13 protein-coding genes are annotated in these 15,051 nt (G+C 50.6%); 3 read left to right on the top strand and 10 right to left on the bottom strand.

From position 1 onward, the window contains the following. Positions 1–3: 3 nt before the first annotated feature. From pheT to lpxM, 3 genes are all read left to right on the top strand, one after another. Positions 4–2,391: a phenylalanine--tRNA ligase subunit beta gene (gene pheT / locus SHEWMR4_RS09545; RefSeq protein ID WP_011622580.1), complete on the top strand. Its 2,388-nt coding sequence runs from the start codon at positions 4–6 to the stop codon at positions 2,389–2,391. 3 nt (positions 2,392–2,394) lie between these two features. Next, the gene (gene ihfA / locus SHEWMR4_RS09550; protein ID WP_011622581.1) at positions 2,395–2,691 is read left to right on the top strand and encodes an integration host factor subunit alpha; all 297 of its coding nucleotides are present in this window, start codon (positions 2,395–2,397) and stop codon (positions 2,689–2,691) included. Between the two features lie 96 nt (positions 2,692–2,787). Continuing rightward, the gene (gene lpxM, locus SHEWMR4_RS09555; protein WP_011622582.1) at positions 2,788–3,726 is read left to right on the top strand and encodes a lauroyl-Kdo(2)-lipid IV(A) myristoyltransferase; all 939 of its coding nucleotides are present in this window, start codon (positions 2,788–2,790) and stop codon (positions 3,724–3,726) included. 113 nt (positions 3,727–3,839) lie between these two features. Here lpxM and hypA read toward each other — a convergent pair whose 3' ends face one another. The 10 genes from hypA to hyaB form a co-directional block, all read right to left on the bottom strand. Then, positions 3,840–4,196 (bottom strand): hydrogenase/urease nickel incorporation protein HypA, encoded by a 357-nt coding sequence (gene hypA / locus SHEWMR4_RS09560; RefSeq protein WP_011622583.1) that lies wholly within the window; start codon positions 4,194–4,196, stop codon positions 3,840–3,842. After that, entirely contained in the window at positions 4,196–5,215 is a 1,020-nt protein-coding gene (gene hypE / locus SHEWMR4_RS09565) for a hydrogenase expression/formation protein HypE (RefSeq protein ID WP_011622584.1), read from the bottom strand. The genes hypA and hypE overlap by 1 nt, the downstream gene beginning before the upstream one ends. Beyond that, on the bottom strand, positions 5,208–6,347 hold the full coding sequence (hypD, locus tag SHEWMR4_RS09570; RefSeq protein WP_011622585.1) for a hydrogenase formation protein HypD: 1,140 nt from the start codon (positions 6,345–6,347) through the stop codon (positions 5,208–5,210). Before hypD ends, hypE begins: the two co-directional genes overlap by 8 nt. Before the next feature lie 59 nt (positions 6,348–6,406). Continuing rightward, positions 6,407–6,652: a HypC/HybG/HupF family hydrogenase formation chaperone gene (locus SHEWMR4_RS09575; protein WP_011622586.1), complete on the bottom strand. Its 246-nt coding sequence runs from the start codon at positions 6,650–6,652 to the stop codon at positions 6,407–6,409. After that, positions 6,652–7,413 (bottom strand): hydrogenase nickel incorporation protein HypB, encoded by a 762-nt coding sequence (gene hypB / locus SHEWMR4_RS09580; RefSeq protein ID WP_011622587.1) that lies wholly within the window; start codon positions 7,411–7,413, stop codon positions 6,652–6,654. Before hypB ends, SHEWMR4_RS09575 begins: the two co-directional genes overlap by 1 nt. 237 nt (positions 7,414–7,650) lie before the next feature. Next, positions 7,651–10,161, bottom strand: a complete 2,511-nt coding sequence (hypF, locus tag SHEWMR4_RS09585) for a carbamoyltransferase HypF (protein WP_011622588.1) — start codon at positions 10,159–10,161, stop codon at positions 7,651–7,653. 71 nt (positions 10,162–10,232) lie between these two features. Next, positions 10,233–12,083, bottom strand: coding sequence for a hypothetical protein (locus SHEWMR4_RS09590; protein WP_011622589.1), 1,851 nt, complete (start codon positions 12,081–12,083; stop codon positions 10,233–10,235). Beyond that, positions 12,064–12,642, bottom strand: a complete 579-nt coding sequence (locus tag SHEWMR4_RS09595; RefSeq protein WP_011622590.1) for a HyaD/HybD family hydrogenase maturation endopeptidase — start codon at positions 12,640–12,642, stop codon at positions 12,064–12,066. Before SHEWMR4_RS09595 ends, SHEWMR4_RS09590 begins: the two co-directional genes overlap by 20 nt. 7 nt (positions 12,643–12,649) lie before the next feature. Beyond that, positions 12,650–13,324 (bottom strand): Ni/Fe-hydrogenase, b-type cytochrome subunit, encoded by a 675-nt coding sequence (gene cybH, locus SHEWMR4_RS09600; RefSeq protein WP_011622591.1) that lies wholly within the window; start codon positions 13,322–13,324, stop codon positions 12,650–12,652. Between the two features lie 21 nt (positions 13,325–13,345). Next, positions 13,346–15,049 (bottom strand): nickel-dependent hydrogenase large subunit, encoded by a 1,704-nt coding sequence (gene hyaB, locus SHEWMR4_RS09605; RefSeq protein WP_011622592.1) that lies wholly within the window; start codon positions 15,047–15,049, stop codon positions 13,346–13,348. Positions 15,050–15,051: the final 2 nt, after the last annotated feature.

Raw genomic sequence — 15,051 nt, forward strand, 5'->3', positions numbered from 1 at the left:
AGCATGAAATTTAGCGAATCTTGGCTTCGTGAGTGGGTCAATCCTGCCGTTAGCCGTGAAGCATTATCCCACCAGATCACTATGGCTGGCCTCGAAGTCGATGGCGTTGATGCCGTGGCTGCCGAGTTCAACGGCGTTGTGATTGGTGAAGTGGTCGAATGTGGCCAGCATCCAGATGCAGATAAACTGCGCGTGACTAAAGTCAGTGTCGGCAGTGGTGAACTTATCGATATCGTCTGCGGCGCACCAAACTGCCGTCAAGGCCTGCGCGTTGCTGTTGCCATGGTTGGGGCTGTACTGCCAGGCGATTTTAAAATTAAAAAGGCTAAGCTGCGTGGTATGCCATCAGAAGGCATGCTGTGTTCTTACAGCGAGCTGGGCATCGACATCGACAGCGATGGCATTATCGAACTGCCATTAGATGCGCCATTAGGCACGGATTTACGTGAGTATCTCCAGCTTGATGATGCTGTGATTGAAGTGGATTTAACCGCTAACCGTGCCGACTGTTTAGGCATGGTGGGTCTGGCCCGTGAAGTCGGCGTGTTAAACCGTGCAGCTGTGACTGAGCCACAATGGCAAGCCGTTACGCCAACGATTGATGCCAAAGTGGCTATCAATGTTAAGGAAACCGCAGCTTGCCCACGCTACTTAGGTCGTGTGGTGAAGAATGTGAACGTGAAAGCGGCTACGCCATTATGGATGCAGGAAAAACTGCGCCGCAGCGGTATCCGTTCTATCGATCCTATCGTCGATATCACTAACTTCGTGTTAGTTGAATTCGGTCAACCTATGCATGCGTTCGATCTTGCCAAACTTACTGGTGACATCCAAGTGCGTTTAGGCAATGGCGAAGAGAAAGTCACCCTGCTCGATGGCAGCGAAGTCACCATTCCAAGCGACACTTTAGTGATTGCCGACGATGCTCGCCCATTAGCGCTTGCTGGCGTATTTGGTGGCGAATATTCGGGTGTGAGTGACAGCACGCAAGACATTCTGCTGGAATGTGCCTTCTTCGCACCGTTAGCGATTATGGGTAAATCACGCCGTTTAGGTCTGCATACTGATTCATCACACCGTTTCGAGCGTGGTGTTGACCCTGAGATGCAGCATAAGGTTATGGACCGTGCGACTCGCTTAGTGCTGGATATTTGCGGCGGGGAAGCGGGCCCTGTGGTTGAAGCCAAATCTGACGCTGACTTACCAAAGCCTGCGCAAATCTTATTGCGTCGCAGCAAGTTAGATAAAATTCTGGGTCACCATGTTCCCGATAGCGACGTGGTTGAAATCCTCGAGCGTTTAGGTTTCGGCGTCGTTGCAGGCGAAGGTAGCTGGCAGGTCACCACCGCCACTTACCGCTTCGATATGGCGATTGAAGAAGACTTAATCGAAGAAGTCGCCCGTATCTACGGTTACAACAACATTCCAAACGTTGCGCCTGTGGCGTCACTGCGGATGTCAGATCATAAAGAAACCGACTTAAGCCTCAAGCGTGTACGTTCGCTGTTAGTGGCCCGTGGTTTCCAAGAAGCTGTGACTTACAGTTTCGTCGATCCTAAGCTGCAAAATCTGGTTCACCCAGGTGAGCAAGCAATGGTGTTACCGAACCCAATTTCCAGCGAAATGTCGGCCATGCGTTTGTCGATGTTCACAGGATTATTGACTGCGGTTGGCTACAACCAAAGTCGTCAACAGGGCCGTGTGAGACTTTTTGAAACTGGCCTTCGCTTTGTTCCTGATATTAATGCAGAATCGGGTGTAAGACAGCAAGCTATGCTCGGTTGCGTCATAACTGGCCTCCAAAATGACGAACATTGGGCTATGGAATCGAAAACTGTTGATTTTTTCGACCTTAAAGGCGATTTAGAAGCAATTATCGGCTTGACAGTTTCCGCATCAGAATTTAGCTTTAGAGTAGCGACGCATTCTGCTCTTCATCCAGGGCAATGTGCTGAAATATTGAGAAATGATCGAGTGATCGGTCATATAGGTGCTATCCATCCTAGTTTGGAGAAGCCTTTTGGACTCAATGGTAAAACCATCGTTTTTGAGTTGGAATTGGATGCTTTATTGCATACCAGTTTACCGCTAGCCCAAGCTGTATCTAAGTTCCCGGCTAATCGTCGTGACATCGCAGTAGTCGTAGATGAAAGTGTATCTGCAGGCGATGTAATGAAATTGATAAGAAAAGTTGGCGAAAATCAGTTGGTTGGCATAAACTTGTTCGATGTATACTTAGGTAAAGGTGTTGAGCCCGGCAAGAAGAGCTTGGCGATAGCACTTACATTACAAGACACTACTCGTACACTTGAGGAAAAAGAGATCGCTGAGACAGTTGAATCAGTTGTTTCTGCCCTGAAGACCGAGTTCAACGCATCGTTGAGGGATTAAAGTATGGCACTTACCAAAGCCGAAATGGCAGAACATCTTTTTGAAACACTAGGTATTAACAAGCGTGTCGCCAAAGAGATGGTTGAGTCGTTCTTTGAAGAAATTCGAGGCGCACTTGAAAGTGGTGAGCAGGTCAAGTTATCTGGCTTTGGCAACTTTGACCTTAGGGATAAGAATCAAAGACCGGGAAGGAACCCAAAAACAGGCGAGGATATCCCGATTTCCGCTCGCCGTGTCGTGACCTTCCGTCCCGGCCAGAAACTGAAAACTCGCGTAGAAGCATCTAACGCGGGCAAGTAATTTCTTTAAGTTTGATAGGAAAGCCACTCCATCGCGAGTGGCTTTCCTATTTTCTTCCTATGCTAATTCAGTCTTTTACTGTCTGAGGTGATTTCTTTGTCAAGACAGCCCAAACATTTTGACCGACGTTTTAAACTGGCGTTATTGCACCCTAAATATTGGGTTACTTGGTTGGCGATCGGCCTATTAGTGATTTTTGGGATCATGCCCGCGTGGCTGCGTGATCCTATCGCCAGAACCTTGGCCAAACTGGTGGCGCCTATTGCGAAAAAGCCGATAGGTATTGCTAGGGCGAACTTAAGGGCGTGTTTCCCTGAAAAATCCGCCGCAGAGATAGAAGCCTTAATTGATGAGAACGTGCAGAACTTCGTCTTAGTGCTGTTATCTCAAGGTGAGCTGTTGGTACGATCTAAGGCGCATTTACGTCACCGCGTGAATCTCATGGGCTTTGAGCATGTACAAGCGGCGCAGGCGTTAGGTCAACCAGTGATTTTCATTATGCCCCATGTGTGGCCCATCGATTATGCAGGGCTGAGGTTAAACCTCGAGCTACCTATGGTTACTATGGCTAAGGCCCATAAAAACGCGTTATTTAACTGGTTTAATAATCGGGTACGTAGCAGCTGCGGTGGTCATGTTTATATGCGAGAGGCGGGAATACGCGCCTTGTTGGCCGAATTGAAGCAGAACAATAGCTTTTTCTACCTGCCCGATGAAGATTTAGGCCCAGAACAGAGCGTGTTTACCCCGTTTTTAGGCACAGTTAAAGCGACATTACCCGTGGTTGGCCGCTTGGCTCAGGCGGGAAATGCCCAAGTGCTGCCGGTGAAAATTGGTTATAACCAAGCTTCACGCCAGTTTGATTTAACTGTGATGCCCGCCATTGCCGCCGAAGACATGGTCGGTAAAGAAAACGAAGCGTTGGCACTGAATAAAGCGGTTGAGCAAGTGATCCTCGCATACCCTGAGCAATATATGTGGTTCTTAAGATTGCTTAAGACCCGCCCCGAAGGGCAAGCTTCGATTTATCAATAGCGACTTTTTGCGAGGAGTCGCGGCTCGCAGACCAATAAAATGGGCTTTAAGTGGAATACTTAAAGCCCATTTTTTATCAAGCGCGAATAATTAAGTAAGAGGCTTACAGCCACTCAACTCTCGTCCTCTTGCTCCATTTCGAGCTGCATCAGCAGCATATCTTCGCCATCTAAAACCCGCGTATGGTAGCTGTGACAAGCAGGACAAACGATAGAGCGCTCAGCAAGCTCAGACTCTTGGTGGCAATCCAAACAGGCAATCACTAAGGGTTGCAGTGTCATCCGCAGTTCAGCATCACGGCAGATCCCATCGAGTTTAAAGGTCTCAAAGGCGGTCTCAAGCAAGGCGGGTTCGACTCCGCTCATCACCCCGAGTTTGATATCGACGCGGGTGATTTTATTGGCACGATTGGCCTTAGCGTGTTGCTCGCATTGCTCAATCAAGGCGCTAACGATGGAATATTCGTGCATTAACAAATCCTTGGCAGCAGTTCACCCTGGGGCAGGTCTAAGTAACGTTTGGTATTCCATGGCGTTCTTAAGATCACTTTTCCTGGAAGTTCGTCGCTGACGGTGCCGATGATGGCCGCCTGCTCGCAATGACCAAAGCGCTGCATGATTTCTAAGGCGCCTAGGGCGATATCGTTAGGGACCGCCAAGATAAAGGTGCCTTCATTGGCTAAATCCATGGCCTCAAAGCCATAGAGTTCGCACAAGCCTTTGACTTCATCGCAAACCGGAATACTGGCTTCATTGACCGTTATCCCGACATTGGCGGCCGCCGCCCATTCGTTTAACACGGCTGAAAGCCCGCCACGGGTCGCATCACGCATCGCATGAATAGGAATATTCGCCGCAATAAGCTGCTCAACCACGGGCCAAAGAGTGGCACAATCGCTTTGCAAAGCTGATTCGAGGGTCAGACCTTCGCGCGCCATCAGAATCGCGGCGCCATGGCAGCCCACATCGCGGGAGACAATGATTGCATCCCCCGGTGCGACATTCGCCGCCGAGATATTCGGACGTAAAATGCGCCCAACGCCTGAGGTATTGATAAACAAGCCATCGGCGCAGCCCTTAGGCACGACTTTGGTATCGCCACAGACGATTCTGGCGCCGCTCTGTTTAAGCTCCTTCGCCATGCTGCGCACAATAGTGGTTAACTGATTGAGCGAAAAGCCTTCTTCGATGATCACGCTGCAACTTAAATACTGTGGCTCGGCGCCCATCATGGCGAGATCATTCACAGTGCCGGCGATCGCCAATTTGCCTATGTCTCCGCCAGCAAAAAACAGTGGTGATACGGTAAAGGAATCTGTGGTAAAGGCGGTCGCGCCCTGCAATTCAAGCTTGGCCGCGTCTTCTTCGCTACGCAGGATCGGGTTATCGAACTCGGCAAAAAACAGTTCACGAATGAGTTTATTCATCTCTTTGCCGCCACCACCGTGGCTGAGTTGAATCGCTTTATCTTTGGTTTGGAAATCAGCCATGATGTGGCTCCTTGCTATCTATGCCTTGATAGCGGTAATACGCATTACACGCGCCTTCGGAGCTAACCATACAGCTACCGAGAGGGGTTTCGGGATTGCAGCCGCGGCCAAAGACTTTACAGTCCTTAGGTTTGGCGAGCCCGCGAAGAATATCGCCGCATTGGCAAGCCTTATGATCGTCTATCTCTTTGACGGGTAATCTGTCCTTAAAGTACTTCTCGGCGTCCCTGTGGGCGTATTCGGGTCTTAACTCTAGTGCCGAGTTGGGTATGGGCCCAAGCCCGCGCCAACGAAATTGCGGCCGAGTCTGGAAAAACTGATCCACCTTGGCCTGAGCGGCAAGATTGCCTTCCTCGGACACAGCCCGGCTGTATTGGATATCTAATAGCGCCGTTCCCGCCACCTTTTGCCGCACGATGCGCAGGATGGATTCCATCACATCGACGGGTTCGAACCCGGATACCACCACAGGCGTACCGTATTGCTCGACCGCGGGGCGATAGATTTTGGCGCCACTGATCACACTGACATGCGCAGGCCCAATAAAGGCATTGACCCTAGCTTTAGGGTCGTGCATCACGGCATCTATCGCGGGTGGAACTAAGACGTGGTTGATATGAAACAACAAATTCGCCAGCTTTTCCTGCTCGGCCAGTTGCAGCAGCACCGCGGTCATTGGGGTCGAGGTTTCAAAGCCAATGGCGAAAAACACCACGGTTTTATCGGGATTGTCGCGGGCGATTTTGAGCGTGTCTAAAGGGTCATAGATAGGGCGAATATCACAGCCCTTGGCCCTGAAACTGGCAAGTGACCCTTGGGAGCCGGGGACGCGGATCATATCCCCTAGGGTCACTAAAATCACATTCTCTTGTTGGGCGAGCACTGCGGCTTGGTCAATTCGTTCCTTGGGCATGACGCACACTGGGCAGCCGGGACCGTGGATAAATTCAATATTTTCCGGCAATAAATCCAGTAAGCCGTATTTCATGATGGTGTGGGTATGGCCGCCACAGACCTCCATGATATTGATAGGCTCTTTGAGTGTGCGGGCGCATTTAGCGATATCCTCCGCAAACGAGGCTATGGTATCGGGGTCGCGAAAGCCTTGATAAAGTTGTTTTAGGTCAAGCATCTTCAGTCCTTGCGCAGTTTTTGGCTGTTATTTGTTATCACTTTTACTGCGGTGATTACTTAATGCGTGGTCTCAGCTTCAAGTTTTGAAACTATCTCTTTATATAATTCAAGGCTTTGTAGTGCATCATTGCGATCAATTTTATTCATCACAAAACCAATATGAATAAGCACATAGTCACCAATGGCTAAAGGCTCAGTCATTAAATGACTGCTCACATCGCGCCTGACACCTAGCGTATCGACGGTGACCGATTGACGCTCGTTATCGATGGCCACCACTTGGGAGGGAATAGACAGGCACATTATTGTGGCTCTCCCGAAGCGTGGTGAAGGTTGTTGTTCAGCCATGCAATGACGGCTCGCATGGAATCGCCATCCTTAATCGAGACTTCCAAAATCTGTGTGTCGGGGTTGAGCTTCTTAAGTTGGGCTTTGGCCTCGTCAACACTGAAATCGAAGTAGGGCAAGAGATCACACTTGGTGATGAGCACCAGATCGGCGCGGCGGAACATGACGGGATATTTCTCAATCTTATCATCGCCTTCGGGAACCGAAAGCAGCACGATATTTTTATGGGTGCCGACATCGTAGCTAGCGGGGCAGACGAGGTTTCCCACGTTTTCGACAAAACAAATATCTAAGCCTTCGAGTGGCAAATGATGTAAAGCGCCGTGCACCATAAAGGCGTCGAGGTGGCAGGCACTGCCAGTTTGAATTTGATGGGCCTGAATGCCTTTGGCAATTAAGCGGTCGGCATCGCGGGAGGTCTCTAAATCCCCTTCAATGACGGCGTAGTTGAGGGCGGTGTACTCTTTTAAGTGTTCGAGCAAGGTGGTTTTGCCACTGCCTGGGCTACTCATTAGATTGAAGGCGGTGATATTGTGCGCCTCAAAATGCGCGCGGTTATGGGCGGCTTCAACATCGTTTTTATCGAGAATTTTATGGATCACCGACAAGGTTTTTTTATCGTTAAGCTGAGGATTGGTGTGCAATTCCTGATGGTGATGCAGATGGCCGTGATCATGGGAATGGCGGGGTAAGGAGCAGCCGCAGTCTTTACACATCTTATATTTCTCCTTGTCCTAGGCAAAATGCCTCTTTGGGCGGTATTAGCCTGACAATATGCTGATGCTATTAAATAGGGTTAATTTGATTACGCTAATGTTAAGTGTGATACAAATCGGCTGTGGATTCTTTGATGTTCGTCAGGTTATTAGGACGTATTGTCCTTAAGGGATGAGATTTTGTTTATTTCGCCAATGGCTAAAGTCGGCTCAAGTCTGATGTGCCATTAATGTGATTTATTCGCACTCAATATTGGCCTTTTGATGTATTCCATACCAAAGCTGCCCGAGGGCGATACCGCCATCGTTGACGGGAATATGTTTGTTGGGCAGCACGGTATTGCCCTGTTGGTGCAGTTTACTGAGGCAATATTCGAGCAAATATTGGTTTTGAAACACGCCGCCGCACAGCACTACGGGCAGAGTTGGGTAGCGCGCGGCATAACAACAAACGGCATCCCCCACACTATGCAAAAAGGCGCGGGCTAACTGCGCTTGCCGAACGCCAGTGAGCGGCGCTTCGGTAATCAGCGTGATTATCTGTTTAAAGAGTTGGCTACTGCGCCAGATATGCGGTTCGTGCATCGAGCTATCACTGGGCTTATCCGAGATTTCCACGGGCAAGTCGAGCATCAGCGTCGGCAGTTGTTTGGCATCGGCCCGTCTTGCTGCCGCTTCAATTAACATACCCGCTTGGCCTTCAAATTGGGTGATGTCGATAAAGCCTAAGGCGTAGGCGAGGGCATCGAACAAGCGTCCCACCGAGGAGCTGTTAATCCCATGGCCGTTTTGCCAGATCCGATGCAGATTGCCTAAGGTGATGGGGCTTAAGGTGGTCAGAATCGGCAACTTAAGGGTTTGCACTTCCTCGAGACTCATCTGCTGAAACAGCAGTGCCAGCAGCAAACGCACTGGCTGCTTAATTGCCTGTTCTCCACCGAGCAAGGGAATAGCCTCGAAATGGGCAAGCCGCTCTGCGCCGTTAAGGGTGGTGAGTAAGACTTCACCGCCCCAGAGGCTGCCATCGTTTCCAAGCCCTGTGCCATCGAAACTAAAGCCTAATACTGGCTCTTGATATTGATTGATGGCCATCACGCTTAATACGTGGGCATGGTGATGCTGCACACTTAAGGTTTGGATTGGGTGCGTGTCTTGGCTTTGTGTATCAAGGCTGTGCTGTTGCTGCGTCTCTGCCCAGCGCGATGGTGCGTAGTCTGGGTGCTTATCGTGGACAATCAGCTCGGGGTTGAAATGATACAGACGGGCGAAGGTCGCCAAAGTGCGCTCGAAGTACTGCTCGGCGCTGACACTAAAGAGATCGCCAATATGCGGGCTTAAAAACACATTCGAGCCAAAACCTAACGCAATGGCATTTTTTTGTTGGGCGCCCACGGCCAGTATGGGGGGCGTTAGCGGGGTGGTTAACGGGAAGCTTAAGGGTGCATATCCCCGCGCTAAACGCAGCACTTGTACCTGTGGCGCACAGCCATTTGGCGGTTGGATAAGTTGCACCACACTGTCATCACAGCCGTTGAGGATGGGCCGGTTGTGATCGACTATGGCATCCACCACATGGCCTAGTTGACTGATAAGCTCATCACAATCGGTGATAATTGGCTCGCCAGAGACATTCGCACTGGTCGCGACCAGTGGGCCGTTAAATTGCCCGAGCAGTAAATGATGCAGCGGTGTGTAGGGCAAAAATATCCCGAGTTTTGGGATATTAGGCGCAATCTCATGGCTCAGATTGTGTTTATCCAGCGCCTGCATCAGCACTATGGGCCGCTCCTGCGAACTTAAGGTTTGCCACTCTACCTGTGTGCCCGTTACATAGCGTTTTGCCACTTCGATGCTCGGCATCATCACCGCCAGTGGCTTAGCTTTTCGTTGCTTGCGTTGCCTTAATTGATTGACGGCTAGGGTGTTGGTTGCATCGCACATTAAGTGGAAGCCACCTAAACCCTTTATCGCAAGAATCTGCCCTTGGGCCAGTTTCTCGGCCGCCGCCGACAATACTGCAAGGCTGTTGCCGTGCGAATGAGGCAAGGCGTCAAGAGCAATAACATCACCTGCAGGCGTTTTTAAACTAAGCTCGGGGCCACACTTAGGGCAACTCACAGGCTGGGCGTGGTATCTACGATTAAGGGGGTCTTGATAAGCCTTGGCGCAGTCGGGGCACATGGCGAAATTTGCCATAGCCGTATGATGGCGATCGTAGGGTAAGGCATTGATAATAGTGTATCTTGGGCCGCAGTTGGTGCAATTGGTAAAGGCATAGCCAAAGTGGCGATCCTGCGGATTATGCATATCGCTTAAGCAATCCTGACAGGTACTCTTGTCGGCCGATACGGCAACCAGGGCGGCTAAATGATGCTCGCCTGAGTCATCACTTTGGCTATCACTTTGAATAATATCGAAGCTAGTCTCTTCAAGGTTTACCGCTAACGGACTCTGGGTAATCTGATCGATACGCGCCAGCGGCGGCGGATTGGTGGTTAACTCACGCACAAAGCTATCTAAGTGTGCGGTGGGGCCTTGCAGCTCAATCATCACGCCATTGGCATTATTTAGCACTGTGCCGGTTAATTTAAGCTCACTCGCCCAGCGGTAAACAAAGGGGCGAAAGCCCACACCTTGCACTATGCCGGTGATATGCAATTGGCGGCGCTCGAGTTGCTCGGTTTGATTGGCGGGTGAGGTGGCTTTTTTCAATCTCGGTATTCTTCGCTTATCTGGCTGCATCTGCATGGAAGATAAAACATTTTATCCTCCATGCGTTAGCGCTATCTGAATATAAGGTTAGCAGTGAGCGGGTGTTGTTAAAGGCTATTTAACTGCCGCTGCTTCACATAGAGCGCGCCTACGGCCAGGTTGTCGCCCTCTAAATCCAGACTGCGATTGACCAATAGCGGGAAGTTTTTCCCGAGCCGCAGGCTAATACGCTTACAGAGGGTTTCGTTGGCTAACTCATTGCCCGCTAACGCAATGTTGTGTACACCGATATTTAAGTCAATGTGTTCAAGCCAATTTGCGAGGTAGTCGGCGAGGGAGTCCTGCATTGCAAAGGCCAGTTGACTCGGATCGCTGTGCCCTGCAACGCGAAAACTCAGCAGAGTGCCTAGGGTTTTACACCAATTCAGGCTGCGGTGGGCCTCGCCTTTGGTGAGGGGATAATCGATGCGCGGCGCATTCGCACCATGGTAACGCATGGCGGCGGCGAGCAGTGCATCACTCAAATAAGCTTGCGATTGGGTTTCTTCCTGCGGATTTAGGCCAATCAATACTGCGGCAATCGCCCACAGACTCTGAAGATTATCGCGTCTGCCGTTAAGTTTTAGGCTCAGCAGCTTTAAGTAATCTTCTGGAAACAAACTCTTAAATTTTTGCGCAACGGCTTTTTGTGGACTGCTGTCGAGGCAATGGAAAATCTCGTAACCATTGTCGGGCAGTTCGGGCAGGGCGAAAAACAGTGAGGTGTCTCCCTTATTGTCGCAGGTAACGATTTGCCCAGTGTGGTGATGGCTTAAGTAAATCACCGCCGCATTTTTAGCCTGCTTATGGGTCGTGAATTTGCCATTGAGCAGGGCTGCAAAAAGGGCGGTATCAGCGATGGTATGGTCTTCCTCATTCGCTGCATATTCAGGTGTATCGGCCTCATTTGGTATGGCCTGCACAGTCAATAAACCTTGGTGTGAACGGGTTTTCTTATGGGCTTGCCATTTGGCCTTAAAGCCTAAAAAGTAGATGTCTTCCCGCAGAGGCTCCGGCGCACTGAATTGCTTAATGGTTTGCGGCGCTGTGCTTTCGGTTGTGTGGCTGCCTAACTGAGCCCAGGCGCCATCGACCCAGGCGAGCGCCGGCCTCTGGTGCGCTCCCTCAAGATACACCCAATCGATACCTTTTTGCCGCAGGATTTCACTCAGCACTAACACCACTCGGCTGTAACCAAAGCAGATATCGTAGAGTGGTGCGGGCAGCTTTTGATTATCTTGGGTAGGTCTGACACACATCAGCGGTTTTTCGATACTGGATAGGGCGAGGACTTGATTATCCTTCAGGCAAAAATGTGCGTTGAGGGTATTGGGATTACAAATAAGCAGTTGCGGTCTGGTCGCTGTTGTATGGGCAAAGGGTGTTAGGCTTAATTGCACGCCTTCGCTGGCTAAATCGAGTGAGCCTTGGCTGATAAGCTGCGCGGCCATCGCCTTGAGATCGGACAGCGTTAACGCCTTTTGGGCGCTGGTTAAGCGCTTTTCTCCGTGGCAGCAAGTGCAGGCTAAATCGATCTGACCAAATTGCGCCGCCTGATTATCACCAAATCGGGGATAACACTGCTGGCAAAAAGCCGCGACCGATTGCACGTTAAGCGCACCCTCAGTGGATGGGACGGTCAATAATGTCCGCTGGCCCTGCGGCGCCTCAATCGCATGAATGCCTGAGTCGACCAGCCAGACTGAAATTAAAAAGTCGGCGGCGATTGCCTCGGCTAATTGTTCTAGCTGCGCTTGTTCGCCTTGGGCCTCAATAAAATAAGTGTGCGAACCAAAATCCTGCTGACTGTCGCAGCCAATGCTGATATTGAGCGCATCGTAATTTAGGTATTGATTACATAAATGCGCATACAAAGGCACCTGACGCGAGCAGGTAAACTCAAATCTGATGTGTTTCATCTTCTATATTTTCACCAGTAGTGACGCCACGTTTGTAAGAATTGGGGATCAGCGAATCGATACTATGTTCGGCAATGCGTGTCGCGGTGAACCCGAGGGAGGCTAAGTGGGTTAACAGGGTTTGTTCCATCAAGGGGACGGCGGCGGCCACCTTAGTGGTCAGTCCCAGTGTCATCGGTTCTAACACGGTAGGGGTGACGCCTAACACAAAGGTTTTGGGTCTGTCGCCCACCATTTCCATCATATTGAGGGTTTGCAGCATTTCGACTTCATGGGCGCTGCCTTGCCAGTCGATTTCCTGCGGGGCTTTATCAAAATCAAAGAAATACACTTCGCCAGCCTCGACACCGTTGGCATTGACGGTATCGACTACGATCAAATAATCGTATTGGCAAATAATCGGAATGAGTCCCTGGGCTAAGGTGCCGCCATCGAGCATCTCTAGCTGGTGGGACTCGTGTGTGAACTGATAATTCTCAGCGATGTAATTGACAAAATGTACGCCGATGCCTTCATCGGCGTACAGGACATTGCCAATACCCAGTAGCAATATCTTCATTGGACTCCTAGTGGTGTGAGTCTGGTTTCGGGTAGTCGTAACCAGAGACAATTGAGTCGACAGAGTTATGTTTGAAGCGTATCCCTGACCAAACCGCCATATAGACGTGGATAACCACAAAGATAACGAAAGCCCAAGTGAAGTAATGGTGCCAAATTCTCACCTGTGCCAGTCCACCCATTTGCGCCGTGATCCAAGCTGCGCTGCTCCAAAGCATGCCACCTAAACCTTCATGGTAGACGTTGGCATACAGCACGAGTCCAGTAATACATATCACAAGTGCCACGAAGGAGATTGCTACGTAGGTCACAAATTGCAGCGGTCCGTAAACACCGGCTTTATGCAAGTGTCCCATCCAAATGTAGGATTTCAGTTGGGTGATCCAGCTCTTAACGCTCATCACATCACGGAATGAGCGTCGCTCGATATCGCTTCGACTGAAAAAATACAGGTAGAAGCGAACCAAGGTGACTGCGGTCAACACAAAACCGCAGATCAGATGGGCAAATCGCACCCAACCTTGTACCAATACATCCGTGCTGTCGGGCGCCACAAGAAACGGCCAAGCGATATAGAATCCGGTGATCACCAGCACTAAAATCGACAGTGCCCGTAGCCAGTGGAAAATCCGTATCGCGGGACTAAAAACCAGTGTCCGAATGCGGGTTTCAGAATGGTTCATGTTGCGTTCCCTCCCTCGTTGTTATTGACCATTGGGGCTGACACGGAACTCGCTCAGTGCTTGACCTTTGAAATCCATCACGTGTACTGAACACGCCATGCAAGGGTCGAATGAGTGAATAATACGTATCACCTCAAGGGGCTTAGTGGGATCTTCCAGTTTCAAACCAATGAGTGAGGCTTCGTAGGGGCCAATCTTGCCATTAGCATCCACAGGGCCTGCGTTCCAGGTGGTGGGCACCACGGCTTGATAGTTCTCAATGACACCGTTTTTGATGCGGATCCAGTGGCTTAACATGCCGCGTGGCGCTTCAATCATGGCGTGACCCACATATTCACGACTTGGGTCGATATGGGGTTTCACATAGGTGGTTTCATCGGATTGAATATTGGTTAACAGGGCATCGAAGGTTTTCAGACCTTCCTGCGCCACGATAACCGTTTGCAGCATCCGCGCCGCGGTGCGGCCTAAAGTGGTGAACAGGGCTTCAACCGGTAGACCCGTGCGAGCCAGCAGCGCATTGACGGCATCGACCACCACTTTGTTGCCACGGGCATAGCTCACCAGCAGGCAGGACAATGGACCCACTTCGACGGGTTCGCCTTGATAGCGGGGCGATTTTACCCAAGAGTATTTGCCATCGCCATCTAAGGTGGGCAGTTTGCCGTAAACTGTATCGCGCTCAACAAAGCCTGTGTAGTTGGGGATAGTTGTGCCATCGTAGGGATGCTGCGGCGCATCGGCGCTATACCAAGCATGGCTGACGTCTTCGGCGATAAGCTCTGGGTTAATATCGCTCACGCCCGCTAAGTCGCCCTTCATGATCACGCCTTGGTCGAACAGATATTCGCCATTGGCAAGCACAAAGTCATTGGTCGCCATGAAGTTTTTAACGTTCACGCCGCCAAGTACGCTGGCTTCACCACCAAAGGCTTCTGCCGCCATGACGATATCCGCTTGATAGGCACGCAGAATAAAGTCGGCCACAATCGCGTGTTTTTGTTTCCACTCCTGCAGGCGCGCAGGGCTTAACATATCGCGCACTGAGGTGACACCGCCGACAACCAATGATTGTGGATGCGGCTGTTTACCCCCGAAAATCGCCAGCATTTCGGCGGCAACTCTTTGTACTTCAAGGGCTTTGAGGTAGTGCGACAGGGCAATCAGGTTTTGCTCTGGGGTAAATTTATAGGTGCCATTGCCCCAGTAAGCGTTAGCGAAGGGGCCGAGTTTGCCGGTTTCGACAAAGCCTTTAACCCGCTCTTGCACCGCTCTTAATTCGCCTTCGCCCGCGGCAATCGGCTTGTCGGTATATTTAAGGGCAACTTGTGCAGCCTTGGCGGGATCGGCGCTTAAGGCAGACACGACATCCACCCAGTCTAAACCGTGTAGATGATAGAAGTGCACTATATGGTCATGCATATAGAGCGAGGTTTGCATCAAGGAGCGCAGGTATTTCGCGTTTAACGGGATTTGAATGCCTAAGGCATTTTCCACCGCTTCAGTACCACAGCGATAGTGGGAATAGGTACAAACACCGCAGATCCGCTGCACGATCAGCCCCACGTCCATTGGTGTGCGGCCCTTGAGGATGACTTCAATACCACGCCACAGGGTAGAGGATGACCATGCTTTGTTGATGACATTATTCTCATCAACTTCGACTTCGATACGTAAATGACCCTCAATACGGGTGATAGGGTCGATAACAACGCGCTTGCTCATGG

Source organism: Shewanella sp. MR-4, assembly GCF_000014685.1.
Lineage (GTDB): Bacteria > Pseudomonadota > Gammaproteobacteria > Enterobacterales > Shewanellaceae > Shewanella.

Excerpts from the sequence above, each read along its gene's own strand:
- hypF (WP_011622588.1), bottom strand. The coding sequence starts at position 10,161 with ATGCAGATGCAGCCAGATAAGCGAAGAATACCGAGATTGAAAAAAGCC.
- ihfA (WP_011622581.1), top strand. The coding sequence starts at position 2,395 with ATGGCACTTACCAAAGCCGAAATGGCAGAACATCTTTTTGAAACACTA.
- SHEWMR4_RS09595 (WP_011622590.1), bottom strand. The coding sequence starts at position 12,642 with ATGAAGATATTGCTACTGGGTATTGGCAATGTCCTGTACGCCGATGAA.
- cybH (WP_011622591.1), bottom strand. The coding sequence starts at position 13,324 with ATGAACCATTCTGAAACCCGCATTCGGACACTGGTTTTTAGTCCCGCG.
- hyaB (WP_011622592.1), bottom strand. The coding sequence starts at position 15,049 with ATGAGCAAGCGCGTTGTTATCGACCCTATCACCCGTATTGAGGGTCAT.
- hypE (WP_011622584.1), bottom strand. The coding sequence starts at position 5,215 with ATGGCTGATTTCCAAACCAAAGATAAAGCGATTCAACTCAGCCACGGT.
- SHEWMR4_RS09590 (WP_011622589.1), bottom strand. The coding sequence starts at position 12,083 with ATGAAACACATCAGATTTGAGTTTACCTGCTCGCGTCAGGTGCCTTTG.
- hypD (WP_011622585.1), bottom strand. The coding sequence starts at position 6,347 with ATGCTTGACCTAAAACAACTTTATCAAGGCTTTCGCGACCCCGATACC.
- SHEWMR4_RS09575 (WP_011622586.1), bottom strand. The coding sequence starts at position 6,652 with ATGTGCCTGTCTATTCCCTCCCAAGTGGTGGCCATCGATAACGAGCGT.
- pheT (WP_011622580.1), top strand. The coding sequence starts at position 4 with ATGAAATTTAGCGAATCTTGGCTTCGTGAGTGGGTCAATCCTGCCGTT.
- hypB (WP_011622587.1), bottom strand. The coding sequence starts at position 7,413 with ATGTGTAAAGACTGCGGCTGCTCCTTACCCCGCCATTCCCATGATCAC.
- hypA (WP_011622583.1), bottom strand. The coding sequence starts at position 4,196 with ATGCACGAATATTCCATCGTTAGCGCCTTGATTGAGCAATGCGAGCAA.